The organism is Caballeronia sp. LZ035, from assembly GCF_031451175.1.
GTDB lineage: Bacteria > Pseudomonadota > Gammaproteobacteria > Burkholderiales > Burkholderiaceae > Caballeronia.
The window spans coordinates 44,186-61,723 of record NZ_JARUXS010000005.1 but is presented as its reverse complement, the minus strand read 5'-3'; the positions used below and the strand labels follow the sequence as shown (position 1 = coordinate 61,723).

The window sequence follows — 17,538 nt, the reverse complement described above, 5'->3', positions numbered from 1 at the left end:
TCAGGAGTCGCTTATGTTCCCACTGCTCAAACATGCTTTCAGCAGTCTCGCCTGGTACGCCAGGCAGGACGCTGAAGCCTGGAAGATGCTGTCGTTTCTCGTCGGCGTCGTGTTCCTCTCGGCTGCGATCGCTTCGGTCTCGCACTGACGCACGTCGCTCCCAGTTTCTCGTTGTTCGTTTTCTCAATTCCCTATGGGGCAAGCCAGCCCTCGGGACGGATTGCCCCGCTTTCATCTGTCGAGGGTAATCCATGCTCAAGTTTCTTTTCGCCGTCGTCCTCCTCTCAGCTCTTACGGGCTGTGCGACAGCCGACTTCCGTTCGCCGAACACGTATCAGCGCTATGACGTGCAGCGCATCGGTCAGTACGAGCAGGCAACCATCCTGCGCGTACGTCCGATCACGATCGAGAATCCGTCCGATACGTCGGGCATCACTTCGATCGTGAGCGCGGCAGCGGGCGCGTTTCTCGGCTCGCAGGTCATCGGTAATGGTCGCGGCCGATATATCGCCGGCGCGCTGTCCGGCTCGGCCTCCGGGCTGATCGCGCAGCGTGTCAGTTCGGTGATGTCGCGGCACAGCGGTGTCGAAGTCTTCCTTCGCCGCTCTAATGGGCAAACCGTGGTCGTGACGCAGGTCGACGATCAGCAGTTCGCGCCGGGTCAGCAAGTCTTTCTCGTCTACAGCGGGTCCGGCTACCGGATCACCCACTGATCTCGTTGTACAACATCCTTCAGTGCGCGGTGTGAACCGCGCAAATCCCATGCGGGGCAGGCTCCCCGCATGGGACCTGCCTCGTCTTATCCGAGGCAATCATGAAATTTCCCCGAGTGTTCTACGCGGACCGCAGTAGCGCCAATTCAGGCGCGAAGGCGGCCCTTGAGCGTCATGCAACGCGCGTTCTTCGACGTGTCGCTCATGACTTGCGGCTCGCCGGCAGTTCGCACGAAATCGTCAACGATTCACGCCGTGGCAGTTCTGCGGTTCGGGTGTCGCTTCGCACCGAAACGCTTTTCGTCGATGTGGTCGAGCGGCGATGTGGCTCAGGCGTCGCGCTGTGTTTCAGGACGCGGCGTGGCCGCTCCGACCTAACCGGTGGGGGTGAGAACCACGTCTCCCTGCAGCAGCTTGAATCCCGAGGTGGCTATCAGGCAATGCTTGAAGGGCTGCGTCTCGCTGGCGGCATCGACCTGAAATGCCCAGGTCGTCGATGAAACTGGCGAAGGTCAAGGTCGAATACACCTGCGGTTTGACGATCGTGGAACGCGCATCGGTCGACACGAAGACCGGTGAGCTTTTTCTTCCTCCTCGCCTCACTGCTTTGATGGAAGCGATGGCTGGCTCCGAATGTACATACGTTGTCTGCCGCGGCGATTGTGAGCGCAGCGGCGACCGTACATGCTGCGCAGTCGTTCAGTTGGGGTCTCTTCGGGTCCATCGCACTCCAGGCAGGCGGGGCGGTGTTACTATGGTACGTAGGTTTTCTTTGCATGAAGGAAGATTGATATGACAACTGGTCTCGTTGTTTTCGGCTTTTCGGTCGTCATTTCTGCCTTCTTCCTGTGGACCAACCACAACGGACGAAAGCGGGATCACGAACGTGAGTGGGGCAAATGATTCGACGCAGCGCGAGCTGAGTCACAACACGTAAGCCGCATCCTCCGGGGTGCGGTTTTTTTTCGTCCATCGTTTTCGCGCGCCTACGGGCGCGCTTTGCATTTCAGGAGCCCCTCCATGCCTCAACCGATCACCGCCGCACTGCCGATGGGCGTCAGCGCCGCGGGCGTAGTCGATGTCAAAGCGCTCGCACGGCTGGACACCGAAGGGAAAACGGTGAATCAGGTGTTCGCAGACCTGAGCCGTGTTTTGTACCAAACCGAACTGGAGCCTGAGTGGCTTTGTCCGGCCAACATGGTCGATGACGCCGACGAAGCCGCACACGGCGCTCGCCACAGCAGACCGTGGCCGGAGTCGTTCGCCTACGACCGGATCTCTGTGTCGGTGTGCACCGGCAATTCGGAAGGGTGGATCATCCACGTCGACTGGATTACCCGTCGACCGCTCGTTGACGCGATCGAGCGGACCTATGCGGTGATGCCGCTGCTACGCGCGAAGGTCTTCGCCAGCGACCACGCGTGGACGCTCGCGCGTGTGATTGCGCGGGTGCTGGACGCCGCGTAAAGCCGTTCTCGTTCCTCGCGCGATTTGGCGCGACCCAACCCTACCGGGCATCGACCCGACAGGGATCGATTGCCCGGCTTTTGATTGAGGCAATCGATCATGTATCAGCTTTCCTTCACCGGATTTTCCCAGTCCTTTCGCACGATGCTCGATGTGTTGAGCCTCTTTCGGAACAACACGCTTATCGCCGGCCTCAATGCAGCTGACATATCGCTTGCTTTTTTCGGCCATCCCGTTCCGGTCACCCGTTTCAGTGGCACATTGACCGTGCGCCGGCCCGGCACCGCGACCAGCATCTTCCTTTCGCTGATCGACGAAATCGACGGGGCGTACTTCAGACCGTCGTTCGTCGCACTGGAGCCGTGGCAAATTTGCCGCGAACATTGGCAACTGCTGTATCTCGCCTTCGATCTGGCTCGGGAGCCGCTGTATTTGTTTTCATCCGACCAGGTCGCGCACGCCAACGAGGAGGCGGGTAAGTCCGGCCACCGCGGTCTGGATCTCTTCGAGCACCTGCGGCTTGAATCGGAACGCCGCTTAGGATTTCGCTGCGCGGGCCCGGTCGTCGAAGGCGGCGGCGGTCAGCGCAACGGTCGGCATGAAGTCCATGTCGCCTATGCTCTTGCCGCAGGAAAGCCGGTTCCGCAGGCGGTCATCGATGACTACACCTCAATGTCGAAGTTCGACTCGGACCTGCAATGGGCGAAGCCGCTGCTTGTTGTGCTGAACTGCGCGGTGCGCTGCCGCTTCCCAAGTTCGCGGCGCTCGCGAGCGTGATGCGTCATTCGAAGCAGGCGATCACTTCGCAGAACGCCGCGTTGCTGGTCATGCTGATGGGCCTGGCCCGAAACGAGCCAACCACGGTGGAGATCGACGATCTGCTGTAAGCGAAGGGCGTGCTCGATCCGTACCCTTGCCGGAGGCGTATCTGAAGCCGGTCGACGTCGGACAGCCGTCGTGCAAGTTCGCGGAAGTGCTCAGGCGGACGTTGGCTGATCAAACGCGTGACAAACGGCTGAGCGAGCTCGACCAGGCGCGGGCAGCGGGCACGAAGAGCAAGGGCGATCGCAAACTGGGCAAGCAATTGGCCATTCTCGATCACGGCAGGGCCACGCACACGTTCGGCAACGATCTCGCGGAAGCGATCCAGGAAGCCGACATGTCCTATCTGCTGAGCGTGCTCGATCGACCTGACGACGCGAACCGCGGGACGAAGCTGGCTGTGCGGGAAGTGTTCGGCATCAAGCTCATCGGCGTTCGCGCCGCGGCGCGGCGCCGGGCGATCTTCGAGTTGGCTGGCATGGACCCGGCGCAGCAGGCCGAGTGGGAGGCTCTGTCCGTGTCGCAGCGTGAGGCGCGGCGCGTTGCACGTGAAGTTGCGCGTGCTCGCGAGATGGCGCTGATGCCGCGTGTTCGTACAGAGGACGGTGCTGTCTTGACCGCAGCCGATTGGGTCGATCGCACGATCGCCGAAGGCTTTTCGGAGATCGTCAGCGTCCGGCAGGGCACAAGCGTGCGTTACGCACTCGCCGATCCTGTGCGTCAGCTGCAGGTGTCGCTTCGTGCGACTGACGGCACGCTCGGCTATGCGCGCGCCTCGCTGGAGCAACGCGCACACTGACCACCCGCTTTCTTTTACCCAACCCGGTTTCGCGCCGGGTTTTTTTCGGCCTTAGGCACTCGGGCGCGCCGATAAGGCACCCCAAAAAAGCGATCATTCCAGCGTTGACGTCGCCGACGGATGCCTACACTGCATTCATCACCCGCGTCGCAGACGCATCGATCCCGTCGGCACCATGCCGGCGTTTTTCTTATTGCCTTGCCCCAAAGGGACCACGTCCCTACGGGCGTAGTCATTATGGGGCTTCTCTGGAAGCCATCATGAAAGTCACGCCCGCTCAACTCACTGAACTCCTCTCGCTGTACGTGCCGAAACGCCTGCCGGTGCTCATCACCGGCCGCCCCGGTATCGGCAAGAGCGACATCGTCGAACAGACCGCGCAAGCGACTGATCACGAACTGCTCATCAGCCATCCGGTCGTCGAAGACCCGACCGACTCGAAAGGGTTGCCGTTTCCCTCGGCCGACGGCGCAGCCGCGAAATTCCTGCCCTTCGGGGATCTGGAACGCGCGATGACCGCCAGGCGCCCGCTCATCTGGTTCCTGGATGACCTCGGGCAGGCCTCGCCCGCCGTGCAAGCCGCGAAGATGCAACTGCTGCTCGCGAGGCGTGTCGGCGAGCACGTGCTCCCGCCGCAGGTGACCTTCCTCGCGGCCACCAACCGCCGGACGGACAACGCCGGTGTGTCGGGCATCCTCGATCCGGTGATCTCCCGTTTCGCCACGGTGGTCGAACTGGAGCCGTCAATCGAAGGCTGGACGCAGTGGGCTGTGCGCGAAAACATACCGCCCGCGCTCATCGCGTTCCTACGTTTCCGTCCGGACTTGCTGTCCGTGCAGAAAACGTCGCGCGATATCGAGAACACGCCGAGTCCGCGTAGCTGGGGGTTCGTGGCGAAAACCATGGATGTAGTCCCCAAGCACCTCGAGCTGATCTCCTACGCCGGATCGGTGGGCGAGGGCGCGGCGACTGAACTCGTCGGTTTTCTCCAAATCTTCCGCGAACTGCCGCAACCGGACGCGATTCTGCTCGCGCCCGATACGGCCATGATCCCGACGATGCCGGCGGCACTGTATGCGACCGCAACCGCACTCGCGGCGCGCGCGACCGAGGCGAACTTCGATCGCGTGGTGCGCTACGCCGAGCGACTGGCAGCCGAAGGGCATCGCGAGTTTGTGGCGCTGCTAATGCTCGATTCAGTCGAGCGCTCCCCGCAGATCCAGAACTCGTACGCGTTCATCGCGGCGCAAGGCGGCGAGATCGGCAAGATCATTCGCGGCGAGTAATACGCTCCTCAGCTTCACTCTCTATCTCAGCTTCACCTCTCGGCCCTGTCGTGTCTTCGGACGCGCATGGCCTTTTTCTTGACTTTAACCATTCCCTTTTCTATACGGAGTTTTCTCATGGACATCACTTCCATCCAACCGAAGGTCATGCTGTGCTCGGTCACGATCTCCACCTGGGTTGCCCGCCGTTTCGACGGCAAGGTGACGCAGGAGGTCGAGAGCAAGCATCACGCGAAGGGCATTGGCAGATTCAACAAACGCCTGTTACCCGAGCATGCGCCAAGCTTCGCCGAAGTCGTGACGCTGGCTGGACGCATCCGCTCGTATTTCTATGACCACACCCTGAAGTACGACCAGTTGGGCGTGCGCCTGCTGCCGACGATGGTCTACATGGACTTCGCCGAGAAGATGCGCTCGTTGAAAGACGAGTTCGACCTCGCAGTTTCTGTGTTCTTGACCGACTACCTGGACCTGAAGGAAGCTGCGCGCGAGGAGTTGAATGGTCTGTTCAACGAGGCGGATTATCCGACCCTCGCTGAGCTGTCCACCAAGTTCGGCGTCAAGATGGCCGTGCTGCCGTTCCCCGACGCCAGTCAGTTCGGTGTCGAGTTGCCGGCGAACGTGCTGACGACGCTCAAAAGCGAACTCGATCAACACGTTCTGGCGTCGATCGCGACCGCGAACGACGATCTGGTGTGCCGCCTGTACGAAGCCGTGTCGCAGATGGCCAACCGCCTGTATGCGACGGGCAACGTCCGTCTCGACGTCGCGAACAACGTGCGAGAGCTTTGCGCGTTGCTGCCGAAGCTCAACTTCTCGAATGATCCGCAACTGACGCACATCCTCGAGCAGGCCAAGACGCATTTGGCCATTCACACGGGCGCGGAGTTGAAGGATTCGCGCGTGCTTCGCTCTCAGGTAGCCAGTAAGGCACAGGAGATCGAGGGGTTGATGGCCGCGTTCATGGGGATGCAGCCGGAGCCGATGGAAGTCGAGTCGGACCGTTCGCACCAACTGCGCCTCGTCGCGTAAGGGGGCGTCATGGACCGCAATACGATCGTGTTGGGGGCCATGTCAGGCAATTGCGCGGTTCATCCGCGCATTGCCCGGCAGCGAACCGAGCTTGTCCTGTCGCAACCGTTCTTCGGGGCGCTCGCGCTGCGGCTGGCGGTTCGCGAGGATCCGTCAGCCAAGACGTTCTGGGTGGATGGCGAGACATTGGGTTACAACCCAGCGTATCTCGAGTCGCTAAGTGACCTCGAACTGCGTGGCGTCATCGCGCATGAGGTGCTGCACGTGGCCAACGGCCATTGCTGGCGTCAGGGGGCGCGCGATCCGGGTCGGTGGAACGATGCCTGTGACTACGCGATCAATCCGATCGTGCAGTCTTCTGGCATGGTTCTGCCCAAAGGGTTGTTGGTCGACGCGCGCTACACGGGCAAGTCGGCAGAGGAAATTTACGGATTGTTGACGCAGGAGGCCAAGCAGAAGCAGCAGCAACAGCCGCAGCCGGATCCGCAAGGCCAGCAGCCGAGTCCGCACAATCAACCGTCGCAGTCAAACGGGAAGCAGAGCGGACCACAGGCTCCGCAACCCGGTCAGCAGCCGGGTCAGCAACCTCGCCCGGATCAGCAGCCCTCGAATCCGGGGTCCTTTGGCGAAGTTCGGCCGTACAAGGGTCCGGACCAGCCGGTGAAGGAAGCGGAGTGGAAGGTCGCCGCCACGCAAGCCGCGAAAGCGGCCGCGATGCGCGGCAAGCTGCCCGGGGATCTGCAGGCGATGGCCGGTGAGGCGGTGCGGCCGGTCGTCGACTGGCGTGCGGTGCTGCATCGCTTTGCGCAGCAGAGCTCGCCGTCCGACTACAGCTTCGCCACGCCGAACCGCCGGTATCTGCATCTCGGGTTCTATCTGCCGGCGTTGCACACGCCAGCGATCGGCGACGCGGTCTTCGTGCGCGATTCCAGCGGCTCGGTATTCGACGAGACGCAGGCGCAGTTCGATGCGGAAATCCTCTCGGTTTTCCACTCGTTGAAGCCGGCGCGGCTCATCGTGATGGATTGCGATACGCGCGTGACGCAGGTGCAGGTCTTCGAGCGCTGCGACTCACCGGAGATCAAGCCGGTGCGCGGTGGTGGCGGAACGGCGTTCGTCGAGCCGTTCAATCGCGTCGTGCAAGACGGCATGAATCCGGCGTTTCTCGTCTATCTGACGGATATGGATGGGCGGTTTCCGGCCGTCGCACCGCATTACCCGGTGCTGTGGGCATCGACCACACCGCTCGCGCGCGCTCGCAAGGCGCCGTTCGGCGAAACAGTGGAGGTGATTTGTTAGTTCCGGGCCTGCCCGGCCATTTGCTGAAGAACGAAGCCCGGCAATGCCGGGCCTTTTTCGTTCATGCGCCCCGCTTTTGCAACAAGTGATATGGCTCGCCGGCTTTGAACCGCTGCAGGCGATCGTTTGCGTCAGTTAGGGCACCCAGCGGCGCCGTCTGCAGTTGGTGGTCGTATGTGGAGACGATCGCGGACAGCAGTGAAAATGCAGCTTCCGTAGGGGCGGCATACTTGCCCGTCTTCGTCGCGCCATCGTGGATCTCGGCCATCGCGCGGTTCGCCGCGAGCAGCATCTCATGGGAGACATCGCCGTGACCGGCTTCTGCCAGAAATTTCGTGAGCAAGATCACTTCCGTCACAGAGTGCGCTAGGCGAACGTCTTCTACGCCGGAGCGGAGACCCGCCAACGAGAGGTGCGCCTGCAGGGCGAGTTGATCCCCGACTCCACGAGGAATCGGCAGCAGCCGTGATTTGGTCAGTCGTGCGCGCACGGCCTGAGCCGATCGTTTAAAGGGGACGCTACGGGTCATGGGAATCCAGCGTATGAGAACTCAATATAGCAAACCCATAACGCGGGTCGGACGAAGTGTTCCGGCGAAAGCTATACGTTTTTATGCGTCTTTGTCCGGTGACAGAGCTACCCAGGTAGCTCTGGTTTCTCTCAGTAGCCAAGCAAGCGTCTTTCGCGCAGTCTCGTAGACCAGTGCATCGGCGTCGCTCATCAAAAGCTGCACAATTTGACGCCTCTTTTAGCACCCGCGGGGGAGTCGCAACGCGAACAATACTCGACATGTTAGATCGCCCACAGAGCATCGCATGTCAGACACCGCCGACAACCATCTGTTGAAGTTGCGCCCGCTCGAAGCGGAAGCGGTGCGCATGTTCTTCCGGGCGCTTGCGCCGCTGCGCGAGTTGCTCGACGCGCCCGACCTCGCGGAAATCATGATCAACGATTACCGCAACGTGTGGGTCGAGCGGCGTGGTGTGATGACGCGCGAGAACATCGATCTGCGGCCTGAGCATCTGGAAGGCGCGATCTATTCGCTTGCCTCGTCGGTCGAGAAATCGGCGAAGGCGGGGAGCGACAAAGGGATCATCAACGCGGGTCACCAGAATCTCCGTATTGCGGCCGTCATGAGTCCGACATCGATTGACGGGCACGCGTTGAGCATCCGGAAGCACCGTGAATCCAAGCTCGCGCTCACCGATTACGTGACCATGGGCGCATTCGCCGCGGCCAATGCCCGACCGGAATTTGCCGAAGCGATCCACTTTGAGGATGGCATCGAGAACGAGGCGCTGATGCGCGCGCTCGTCGCGCTCGTGCAGTCGCGCAAAAACGTCCTGGTCGCGGGCGGCACGTCAGCCGGCAAAACGACTTTTCTCAACGCGCTCATCGAACAGATTCCTGCGGACCAGCGTGTCATCTCAATCGAGGACACGATGGAACTGAAGCTGCACGTCCCAAACCGCGTGCGGCTGCTCTCCAACGCAGACACGAACGTGACAACGCAATTGCTCGTCGCGCTCTGCCTGCGCTTCCGTCCCGACCGGATCATCGTCGGCGAAGTACGGGGCGGTGAAGCGTACGACCTTCTGCAGGCGCTCAACACTGGCCACGACGGCGGACTGGCCTCGATCCACGCCAACAACGGGCGCACCGCGCTCAGCCGCCTCGAATCCCTTGCCATGCTCGGCATCCCCAACGGCTCGCGCTGGGAGTTGGAGGACATGCGCAAGAACATCGCCGATTGCTTCAACTATGTTGTGCATTTCAAGCGCACCGGCGAAATGCGGCACGTCTCCGAGATTCTCGAAATCCGGGGCTTCAAAGATAACGATTACGACCTACAACGCGTTTTTTAACGGGAGCAGCAAAAATGAAGGGAAAGAATGTTTTGACCCACGCGGTAACGGTCGCCCGCCGCCTGCGTCCGGGCAAACCGATGCTCGTCGGCGCGCTGCTGAGTGTCGTGTCGATGGCGGCGATGGCGGCCGGCGACTATTCGTCGCTCACGGGGCTGACCGACATCATCTGTACGATCAGCAACCTCATCAGCGGCCCTTACTTGTATGGGATCGGCATTGTGCTGATCACCATCGGCGGCGTCGCGGTGGCCAACTCGGAAAGCAACATCGCCAAGACATTCTCGGTGGTGCTGGTGGGCCTTGGCATCGCCTCGGTGGCCGTGCCGATCATGCGCGATCACTTCCATATGTCTGTTGCCTGCTGATATGCGCCAACACAAGGTGAGTCGAGGGCTGTCGCTGCCGCGACAGATGGGCGGGGCGGATCGTGGACTGGCGATCTTCAACGGCACGTTGACAGCGCTGCTCTGCTACACGAGCTGGAGCCCGGCGTTCCTCGTCGTTGGGGTAATCATGCATGTCTTCCTGCGATGGAAAAGCTCGACCGACCCTTGGTGGCGAATCGTGATGCTTGTCTATAACCGCTATCCGGACGTCTATGAGCCGGGGCCGAGCGAGAAATTCAGCGCGCGTTTCAAGCGCCCGTACGGTTTCGATCAGGATCTACCATGCTGAAGATGATGTTCACGAAGCGCGGGGTGCAGGAAATCGCGCCGTGGGCGACGTTGGTTACGCCCGAACTGGTACTCAATAAGGACGGGTCGCTGCTGACCGTGTTCGAATTCGACGGCGTCGACGTCGACTCGCCGAATCCGGGCGATATCACGGCCGCGCGCGACAACCTCGATCATGCGTGCCGGAACTTCGACCACCGTGTAACTGCGTGGTGGCGCATGTCGCATCGGCGGGTGCGCGGCGGCATCGAGGGCAACTTCGCGTCCGAAGCCGACGCGCGGGTCGACGCGATCAATCAAGCGATTATCGGCAGCGGCAAGTACTTCAAGAACTCGCATTCGCTGGCGCTCGCTTTCACGCTCGAGACAGGCATTTCGCGGATCTTCGACAAGATCAGCTATCACATGACGGTCGGCGGCAAGAATCTGGCCGTCGCGATGTTCGAAGCGGCGAAAGACACGATTCTCGCGCGCAGTGCCTTCGCCTTTGACCTGACGAAGATCCAGAACGAGATTAAGCGGTTTGAGTCCGTGATCGACGGCTTCGTCGGTGGCGTCACGCGCCTAAAAATGAAGCGGCTGCAGCTTCAGAACGTCCTGTCGTTCCTGCACCAGCGCGCGAATCCGTCGACGCCGAAACGCCGCGTGCGCTATCCGGTCACGATGCTGGACACGCATTTGACCGAGACCGAAGTCACGATCGGCGCCACCGAACTGATGTTCGAATCGGCGCACGGCAAGGTGTACGCGCGAATCATCGGCATCAAGGAATGGATGGGCTTTCAGGAAGCGGCGCTCGACGTCCTTTCGCAGGTCGACGCGGAACTGGACGTCTGCGTGATGTTCCGATTCCTCGATACGTCGCGGGCGAGCGCCTATATCAAGAAAATTCGCGGGTTTTACAAAGTCGCGGCCTTTAATCCCGTCGCGATCCTCAAGCAGTGGGCAACGAAGGAAGAGCAGAAAAACGACGAAGGGCGCGAGATCCTCGCGAAGGAAGCGGGCGATGCGCTCGCAAAGCTCGACGCCGAAGGCCAGCAGTACGGCTTCGCGAATATCTCGGTGGTCGTCTATGGGAACACGCCCGAGGAATGCGAGGACGCGACGCGCCAAGTGGTCGGCGTCATTGGGAACGCGGGCTTCGGCGTGATTCTTGAGAAGACGAACCTTTTCGCGTCGTGGAGCGCGACGCTGCCGGGCCGCTGGGACCAGCAGAAGCGCCTTCAGTTCGTCGAGACGCCGGCTGTATCTGACATCGCACCACTGTGCAGCGTCGGTGAGGGCTCCAAGGTTAACGAATGGCTTTCGCAGCAGTCCGGCACAAAAACCGGTCCGCTGACCTGTCTGCCGACCCGCCACCGCACGCTGCAGTATTTCGACCTGCACCACCCGGGCGGCAAGGCGCACACACTCGTTGTGGGTCCGATCGGCGCGGGTAAGTCGGTGTTTCTGAACTACCTCATGACGCAGACGGGCCGCCACGGCGCGCGCCGCATCCGCTTCGACAAGGACCGCTCGACCCGCATCCCGACATTGCTCGGCGGAGGCCGATTCATCGACGCAACCGGCAGGTTTGAAGCCGCGACCTCAGTCAATCCGCTTTCCTTGATCGGCGACGAGAAGCACTGGTCGTACGTCGCGGATTGGGTGCAGCTTGTCATCGAGGGCGAGGACTACACCTGCACGCCGCAGCAGCAGACGGAAATCTACGACCGGATCAAGACGCTGGCGCTCGGCTTCCCGGCTGAGAAGTGGCGACTGTCGAGTTTGATCACGCTGCTGCCTGCGGACTTGCGCGAACAGTTGCAGGTGTGGACCGAGGGCAACAAAAACGGCAAGTTCTTCGACCACGCGGAGGACGGCTTCGCGATCTCCGACGATCTTTCGATCGAGATGGGCGATCTGTTTCAAAACGTCCCGGTGGCTGCCGCGTTGTTCATGGACTACGCGTTCTACCGGATCGCGCAAATCCTCGACGGCAAGCGGTACACGGTAATTGAGATCGAAGAGGCAGGCTTCTTCTTCACCTACCCGAAGTTCTACGCGCGCCTCGAAATCTGGGCGGTGACGATCCGAAAGCTCAACGCGACACTGTTGATGGCCACGCAGTCGCTTGGCCAGGTGGCTCGCGTGCCGAATTTCGAGATCCTCAAAGAGAACATCCCGAACATCATCTACCTGCCCAACAGCGACGCGATCAACAACCAGTCGCTCTATCGGGACATCTTCGGCCTGACTGCGCATCAAATCCGGATGATTTCGGATGCGGTGCCCAATCGCGACTATCTGTGGGTGACGGCCACGCAGACACGCATGCTGCAGGCCCAGTTTCCGAAGGAAGCGCTTGCGTACCTGCGCTCGGACGGGCGCGCTCAGGCTTTGCTCGACAAGCACGTGAAATCCGGCAGCGCCCAGTGGCAACAGGACTACGTGCGCGACGTGCTCGCCAACGCTTAACGCCAATTCAGCGCTCGCTGGAAGGCTCAATCGGACGTTCAATCGAAAACTCAACGGACCTAATGGCCATGATCAAAACACTTCTTCACTGCATCGTCGCGACCGGCGTCCTGACGATCGGATTCGTGCAACACGCCCACGCGAACATGCCCGTGTTCGATGCGTCCAACTTCATTCAGAACACGATGACCGCAGCGGCGGCCGTCAAAGGTGAGGCTTATCAGGATAGCAACCTGATTTACCAGTACCAGATGATGCTGAACCAGCTTAAGCAGGCGACCAATCTCGATCCCGCCGCGATGATGGCTCAGTTCAAAAGCATCACCAGCGACATCACGGATCTGTCGAAATACACCGGCGCGCTGAACGACTTGTATGGCGGCCTGCAGAGCAACGCGGAGTACGCGAGCAAGGTTCAGGCGCTCATCACGCAATCAGGCAAGACGCCCGAGCAATGGTTCACTGATCAAAACACGCTGCTGCAGAACAACGACAAGACGGCCAAGCAGCTTTTCCAGCAGGGCAACGACGTCATTTCGCACGTCGGCGCGCTCGCCAAGCGCCGACAGGAAATTCAGGACAAGCTGAATATGTCGCCGACGATGGAGGCGACCGCGCAATTGACCACACACATGCTGGACATCATCTCAAGCCAGAACGGGGATCTCATCTCGATGATGGCGGCCAAGCAACGCAGTGACGCTGTCAAGGACTCGGCCACGGTTGTTCAGCAGGAGGCCAATAACAACGCGAAAGCTGCCTTGAAGGCGCAGCAGGATCGTGAACGGGCGGCATTCGATGCGCAAATCGGCTCGTCGAGGACCTTGGGGCAATGATGAACGGTCTCGTCATGACGATCCTTCGCGCCTTTTGCCTGATGCTCGTGATCTCTTGGGGCGCCGTCGGCTCGTCCACCGTCGCGTTCGCTCAAGCGGCAAACCCGACGACGGGTTCGGACGCGGCCGCGGCCGCAGCAGGAACGGCGGCCGCGACGGCGCTGCAAAGCAAACCTGGGGAATTCGCGAGTGGTGCGACGCGGGCCGCGGCGCAGATTCACGCATTGCTGGGCGAGCTCATGCCGACCGCAATCGCGACAAGCGCGGGGGTCATGACCGAGGCGAACAAGTTCGCGTGGGGTTTGGGAATTATCTCGCTCGTCCTCGTCGGGGTGCGTTTCGCGGGAACGCATCATCCAGTGTCGGCCTGGGTCAATCTGTTCGAAGAAGTCGCGATCCTAGGCATCTTTGTCGCCCTTTATCTCGGCTATACGACCACGGCTTCGGGCTTCTGGACCTGGTTCGAGCAACTGGCCGCCAATATCAGCGGGGGTGACAACGGCACCACGGGTGCGGCGATGGCGAAGCTGGCCGGTACCATCTTTGAAGCAGTGAAAGCCAAGTTTAGTCTGGCTGGTTTGCTGGATCTTGGCGGCTCGCTGGCTGACATCGTCGTTCTCTTGCTGGCCGCGTTCTTCATGTGCGTGGCGTCGATCGTGTTTGTGTACTTCGCGGCGGTGGGTCAAATCCAGGCCGCAATCGGCATCGTGCTCGGACCGATTGCGCTCGCGCTCGGATTCTCGTCTTACACGCGAAACTATTTTATGAAATGGCTGGACTGGATGATCAGTGCCGGCATGTACGTCGTCACCGTGGCGATACTGATCAAGCTAGTCGGCAACTCGATCACGAACGCGGTGATGGCCGCGACGAACGTTGGTGGGAATACGACGGTGAACGGCGCCTATGTTTTCGATCTCTCGATTTTTATCCTTCTGTTGTCGTTCGAGATTCCTAAACTGGCGACGATCTTCGGCGGCGGTGCGACTGCGACAGGCACCGGAGCGCTCCGACTCCTCAAGGGAGCGCTGTAATGGGCGTGCTGCACGAACCGATTGCCGTAGAAGCGCTCTTCACGACGCACCAGAAACGCATCGAGCTGGTACGGCAATGTGCCAACGAGAGTACTGAGTCGGAATTTGGCAGGAAGTGGGTGTCGGTGCTTCGCCGATGTGCGAACTGGTTCTCCTCGATGCCGCTCACGCCGGAGTTGCATTGCGAGCCGGGCGGTGCGTTTCGAGCGACCATTGAATCGACGTTCTATGCGATGCGTCTGGCCGGCGGCCAAAAATTCGCGGCAGACCTGACTTCGGACAAGCGCCGGAAGCTTGAGCCGCAATACAACTACGCTGTGTTCCTAGCCGCAGCGTGTTCGCTGCTCGACGAGCCGTTCCGGCACTTTGAGTTCATTCGCCAATCCGACCGCTCGAAATGGAATCCGGCCGCGCACGGGGCGTTCGGTGCTTGGATTGGTGCTGCGCAGTACGCCGTCGAGCGGCGCGTGGCGCCCCTGAAAAACGAACGGATGCGCACGGCGATGTTCGCGCAAACCGTCATCACGCCCGAACTCCTCGAAGGGCTCGATACCGCGGTGCATTCCGACCTGTTCAACGCGATCAACCCCGAACGCAGCCCGCAGGGATTCGAGGCGCTCGTCCATAAGGTCGTGCGGCAGGCCATGGATGTCTCGGTGAATTTTGAGCAAAAAGCGCAGCGCGCGGTGTTTGCGCCTGTGAAGTTCGATGTGCCGTCCGCCGTTCATGTCGCACTGGAACTGGAGCCGCAGATCGTCGCGACCGCGCCGCAAAGCGCGGCCGCTGGAGCTCAGCCCTCTGCTGCGCCGGCGACAGCGTCGCCCGCTCAAGCCGCGCCGACCGAGCCGGCTTCTGCAACCCCCCATGCATCTTCGCCCGCCCCCGCTGCTGCGTCTTCGGGTGGGCCGCAGTTTTCTCAGTCGTTGCTCGATGCGTTGGAGCGCAGCGACGCACAGGCCGTTGCAGCGGCCTCGACTGAGCCCGCTCCTCAAGCCCCGGTGGGAGCTCCCGCGTCGGCCAGTGCTGCGCCGTCGCGTTCCGCGCCCGTCGATCCTGCAACAGCAGGTGCACCCGCGCGCGCCACGTCGGCGAAGACCGGTCCAACAGATGAGGCGTTCAACGAGGTGTTGGGCCCGGGCTCCGCGATGTTGAAGGAGTTTTTCAAAGCGCTGGCCGGCGACGTGGCCTCCGGAAAAGCGAAGGTGGCGTGGGAAGAGAAGGGACTGGCGGTGCAAAAGCGCCTGGTTGGTGCGTACGGCATGACCAGCGATACGTTAGTCGAGCAACTCAGGAAGCGCAGTCTGCTTCTGCGTGCGCACCGCAATGACATTTGCATCGTCGAACGCGCGGGAAGACTCATTTCGGAGCGGCCGACATCATGAAATACGTCAATCACTTCCGTCCGATCTACGAGTTCCGGCCGTTTCTCCTCTGGCCGGTGTTGATGGTGGGCATCGTCACATCCGGCATGCCCTATGGCTGGGCTTTCGCGATCGTGGGGGCGCTGCTCCTGGTGGTTCGTGGCTTTCAGGTGTGGAAAGCGCTGAGCTTTCGCATGGCTATCTCCACCAAGTGGCTCAGTAAGATCCATATCGACAATCTGCTCGCGACGCAGAAGCTGATGAAGCAGCAAGCGGACTCCATGTATCTCGGCACCGGCTTCGAATGGACGCAGAAGCACACGCAGATTGCACACGAGATCCTCCGCATGCCAGTGACCGATATCCCGTCGTTGCCGAAATGGCTGTCGAAAACGGAGATCGGCCGGGGCGTCGAGACGCGTATCGAGAGTCTGTTCGGACCGCGGGACAGCGTTCGCGATCGCATGCCGCAAGGCTCATCGTGGATCCACGGCATGGAGCCGAGAAAGGTACGGGTGCCGTTCCACTACAAGGCGATGGGCGGCCACACGTTGGTGGGCGGCACCACAGGCGCGGGCAAGACGCGGACCTATGAAGTCATCTCGACCCAAGTCATTCACAACCCGAACGACGTGCTCATTATCGTCGACCCGAAGAACGACGACGAGTGGAAGCGGCGTGTTGAAAAGGAATGCGCTCGCGCCGGCCGGAAGTTCCTGTACTTCAATCAGGCGAAGCCCAACGAGTCGATCCGCCTCAACCCGCTCGAGAACTGGTCGCAGCCGTCGGAAATCCCCTCGCGGATCGCTCAGTTGATGGAGGAAGGGCCGTTCCGGGACTTCGCGTTTCTGTTCATCGACCGGGCGGTCAAAGGCGAACTGTACGTCGGCGACAAGCCGAACCTGCGTTCGATCCTGAAATACGCGCAGTCGGGCATTGGCAACCTGCTGGAGCGCTGCCTGCGCCGTTTCTTCGTTGAGAACGGCCTGACGAAGTGGGAAGAGTTGACCATCGCCGCTACGGTCAAGGAGGCTCGCAGCCGGAACGACGTGTCGCTGACGGATGGAATGGCCAAGCTCTATTTGGACAAGTTCGCCGCACACGACAAGGGCCACGAAACGCTCGACGGCCTGATTGCCACCCATACCCACGACCGCGAGCATTACATGCGCATCATCGCGTCCGCCTTGCCGCTGCTGCAGATGCTGGCCACCGGTGAAACCGGTCTAATGCTCGCGCCGAAGGCCGATGATTTCGACGACGAACGCGAGATCTGGGACATCGACAAGATCATCAAGCAGAAGGCCGTTCTTTACATGGGGCTGGATTCGCTGTCGAACAATATCGTGCAGAAGGCGATCGCCTCGATGGCGCTCTCCGACGTCGCGGCCGTGTGTGGCGCGATCTACAACTTCTACGCGGTAAAGCCCGATGTCGTTCTGATCATTGATGAAATTGCTGAAGCGATCAACGAACAGGTGATTCAGATCCTCAACAAGGGGCGCGGGGCAGGGTTCAAAGCGTTCGTCGCCTTCCAGGCGCGTGCCGACCTCGAAGCGAAACTTGGAAACGCAGCGAAAATGCTGCAGGTTTTGGGCAATCTGAATAACCAAGTCATTCTACGATTGGAAGATAGCGACACCGCCAAGTGGTTCTCGGACAAGGTGGGCGAGACGGCGATCAGGGTGGTCAACATCTCGAACGGCGTCAACACCACCACAGAGTCTCACGCGCTGGAGTTTGGCGCCGGGCAGACGCGCTCGTTGCAGTTGGAGAAGGTGCCGCTCATTCCAGTGAAGCTTCTTCACAGCTTGCCGAATTTGCAGTACTTCATGCGTATCTCGGGCGGCGCCGTATATCAGGGTCGAATTCCCATCATCGAAGGCTAAA

General features: G+C 60.8%; 18 protein-coding genes. 17 read left to right on the top strand and 1 reads right to left on the bottom strand.

Features of this window, described 5'->3' with window-relative positions; all coding sequences use genetic code 11:
• The first annotated feature begins 13 nt into the window (after positions 1–13).
• The 9 genes from QCE88_RS38715 to QCE88_RS38675 all read left to right on the top strand — a co-directional run bounded on the left by QCE88_RS38715 (position 14) and on the right by QCE88_RS38675 (position 7,418).
• Positions 14–148, top strand: a complete 135-nt coding sequence (locus tag QCE88_RS38715; RefSeq protein ID WP_309911151.1) for a hypothetical protein — start codon at positions 14–16, stop codon at positions 146–148.
• Positions 149–251: 103 nt separating this feature from the next.
• Positions 252–713 carry a glycine zipper 2TM domain-containing protein gene (locus tag QCE88_RS38710; RefSeq protein WP_309911150.1) on the top strand — a complete coding sequence of 154 codons (462 nt, stop codon included), beginning with the start codon at positions 252–254 and terminating at the stop codon, positions 711–713.
• A 101-nt stretch (positions 714–814) separates the two neighbouring features.
• On the top strand, positions 815–1,213 hold the full coding sequence (locus QCE88_RS38705; RefSeq protein WP_309911148.1) for a hypothetical protein: 399 nt from the start codon (positions 815–817) through the stop codon (positions 1,211–1,213).
• Between the two features lie 520 nt (positions 1,214–1,733).
• A complete protein-coding gene (locus QCE88_RS38700) occupies positions 1,734–2,180 on the top strand; it encodes a hypothetical protein (protein WP_309911147.1) in 447 nt (148 codons plus the stop codon).
• Between the two features lie 99 nt (positions 2,181–2,279).
• Positions 2,280–2,957, top strand: coding sequence for a hypothetical protein (locus tag QCE88_RS38695; protein WP_309911146.1), 678 nt, complete (start codon positions 2,280–2,282; stop codon positions 2,955–2,957).
• Positions 2,958–3,168: 211 nt separating this feature from the next.
• Positions 3,169–3,801: a hypothetical protein gene (locus tag QCE88_RS38690; RefSeq protein ID WP_309911145.1), complete on the top strand. Its 633-nt coding sequence runs from the start codon at positions 3,169–3,171 to the stop codon at positions 3,799–3,801.
• A gap of 260 nt (positions 3,802–4,061) precedes the next feature.
• Positions 4,062–5,087: an ATP-binding protein gene (locus QCE88_RS38685; RefSeq protein WP_309911144.1), complete on the top strand. Its 1,026-nt coding sequence runs from the start codon at positions 4,062–4,064 to the stop codon at positions 5,085–5,087.
• Between the two features lie 117 nt (positions 5,088–5,204).
• The gene (locus QCE88_RS38680; RefSeq protein ID WP_309911329.1) at positions 5,205–6,119 is read left to right on the top strand and encodes a hypothetical protein; all 915 of its coding nucleotides are present in this window, start codon (positions 5,205–5,207) and stop codon (positions 6,117–6,119) included.
• Between the two features lie 9 nt (positions 6,120–6,128).
• Positions 6,129–7,418: a DUF2201 family putative metallopeptidase gene (locus QCE88_RS38675; RefSeq protein ID WP_309911143.1), complete on the top strand. Its 1,290-nt coding sequence runs from the start codon at positions 6,129–6,131 to the stop codon at positions 7,416–7,418.
• A 61-nt stretch (positions 7,419–7,479) separates the two neighbouring features.
• On the opposite strand, the gene QCE88_RS38670 is transcribed toward QCE88_RS38675, so the two are convergent.
• Positions 7,480–7,947, bottom strand: coding sequence for a hypothetical protein (locus tag QCE88_RS38670; protein ID WP_309911142.1), 468 nt, complete (start codon positions 7,945–7,947; stop codon positions 7,480–7,482).
• Positions 7,948–8,233: 286 nt separating this feature from the next.
• Here QCE88_RS38670 and QCE88_RS38665 point away from each other — a divergent pair, with 286 nt between their 5' ends.
• The 8 genes from QCE88_RS38665 (at position 8,234) to traD (ending at position 17,537) form a co-directional block, all read left to right on the top strand.
• Complete coding sequence (locus QCE88_RS38665) at positions 8,234–9,283, top strand: ATPase, T2SS/T4P/T4SS family (RefSeq protein ID WP_309911140.1); 1,050 nt, start codon at positions 8,234–8,236, stop codon at positions 9,281–9,283.
• 14 nt (positions 9,284–9,297) lie between these two features.
• Positions 9,298–9,651: a TrbC/VirB2 family protein gene (locus tag QCE88_RS38660; protein ID WP_309911138.1), complete on the top strand. Its 354-nt coding sequence runs from the start codon at positions 9,298–9,300 to the stop codon at positions 9,649–9,651.
• A 46-nt stretch (positions 9,652–9,697) separates the two neighbouring features.
• Complete coding sequence (locus tag QCE88_RS38655; RefSeq protein ID WP_061127553.1) at positions 9,698–9,961, top strand: conjugal transfer protein; 264 nt, start codon at positions 9,698–9,700, stop codon at positions 9,959–9,961.
• Positions 9,955–12,417: a type IV secretion system protein VirB4 gene (locus QCE88_RS38650; RefSeq protein WP_309911137.1), complete on the top strand. Its 2,463-nt coding sequence runs from the start codon at positions 9,955–9,957 to the stop codon at positions 12,415–12,417. Before QCE88_RS38655 ends, QCE88_RS38650 begins: the two co-directional genes overlap by 7 nt.
• A 68-nt stretch (positions 12,418–12,485) precedes the next feature.
• Positions 12,486–13,253: a type VI secretion protein gene (locus QCE88_RS38645; RefSeq protein WP_309911136.1), complete on the top strand. Its 768-nt coding sequence runs from the start codon at positions 12,486–12,488 to the stop codon at positions 13,251–13,253.
• On the top strand, positions 13,250–14,287 hold the full coding sequence (locus tag QCE88_RS38640) for a type IV secretion system protein (protein WP_309911134.1): 1,038 nt from the start codon (positions 13,250–13,252) through the stop codon (positions 14,285–14,287). Before QCE88_RS38645 ends, QCE88_RS38640 begins: the two co-directional genes overlap by 4 nt.
• A complete protein-coding gene (locus QCE88_RS38635) occupies positions 14,287–15,669 on the top strand; it encodes a TraI domain-containing protein (RefSeq protein ID WP_309911133.1) in 1,383 nt (460 codons plus the stop codon). The genes QCE88_RS38640 and QCE88_RS38635 overlap by 1 nt, the downstream gene beginning before the upstream one ends.
• Positions 15,663–17,537: a conjugative transfer system coupling protein TraD gene (traD, locus tag QCE88_RS38630; protein WP_309911328.1), complete on the top strand. Its 1,875-nt coding sequence runs from the start codon at positions 15,663–15,665 to the stop codon at positions 17,535–17,537. Before QCE88_RS38635 ends, traD begins: the two co-directional genes overlap by 7 nt.
• Position 17,538 lies beyond the last annotated feature (1 nt).

Bases quoted from the DNA above. Each gene is read 5' to 3' on its own strand.
- QCE88_RS38695 (WP_309911146.1), top strand. From the start codon at position 2,280: ATGTATCAGCTTTCCTTCACCGGATTTTCCCAGTCCTTTCGCACGATG.
- QCE88_RS38640 (WP_309911134.1), top strand. From the start codon at position 13,250: ATGATGAACGGTCTCGTCATGACGATCCTTCGCGCCTTTTGCCTGATG.
- QCE88_RS38705 (WP_309911148.1), top strand. From the start codon at position 815: ATGAAATTTCCCCGAGTGTTCTACGCGGACCGCAGTAGCGCCAATTCA.
- QCE88_RS38645 (WP_309911136.1), top strand. From the start codon at position 12,486: ATGATCAAAACACTTCTTCACTGCATCGTCGCGACCGGCGTCCTGACG.
- QCE88_RS38635 (WP_309911133.1), top strand. From the start codon at position 14,287: ATGGGCGTGCTGCACGAACCGATTGCCGTAGAAGCGCTCTTCACGACG.
- QCE88_RS38680 (WP_309911329.1), top strand. From the start codon at position 5,205: ATGGACATCACTTCCATCCAACCGAAGGTCATGCTGTGCTCGGTCACG.
- QCE88_RS38650 (WP_309911137.1), top strand. From the start codon at position 9,955: ATGCTGAAGATGATGTTCACGAAGCGCGGGGTGCAGGAAATCGCGCCG.
- QCE88_RS38715 (WP_309911151.1), top strand. From the start codon at position 14: ATGTTCCCACTGCTCAAACATGCTTTCAGCAGTCTCGCCTGGTACGCC.
- QCE88_RS38685 (WP_309911144.1), top strand. From the start codon at position 4,062: ATGAAAGTCACGCCCGCTCAACTCACTGAACTCCTCTCGCTGTACGTG.
- QCE88_RS38665 (WP_309911140.1), top strand. From the start codon at position 8,234: ATGTCAGACACCGCCGACAACCATCTGTTGAAGTTGCGCCCGCTCGAA.
- QCE88_RS38660 (WP_309911138.1), top strand. From the start codon at position 9,298: ATGAAGGGAAAGAATGTTTTGACCCACGCGGTAACGGTCGCCCGCCGC.
- QCE88_RS38675 (WP_309911143.1), top strand. From the start codon at position 6,129: ATGGACCGCAATACGATCGTGTTGGGGGCCATGTCAGGCAATTGCGCG.
- QCE88_RS38655 (WP_061127553.1), top strand. From the start codon at position 9,698: ATGGGCGGGGCGGATCGTGGACTGGCGATCTTCAACGGCACGTTGACA.
- QCE88_RS38670 (WP_309911142.1), bottom strand. From the start codon at position 7,947: ATGACCCGTAGCGTCCCCTTTAAACGATCGGCTCAGGCCGTGCGCGCA.
- QCE88_RS38710 (WP_309911150.1), top strand. From the start codon at position 252: ATGCTCAAGTTTCTTTTCGCCGTCGTCCTCCTCTCAGCTCTTACGGGC.
- QCE88_RS38700 (WP_309911147.1), top strand. From the start codon at position 1,734: ATGCCTCAACCGATCACCGCCGCACTGCCGATGGGCGTCAGCGCCGCG.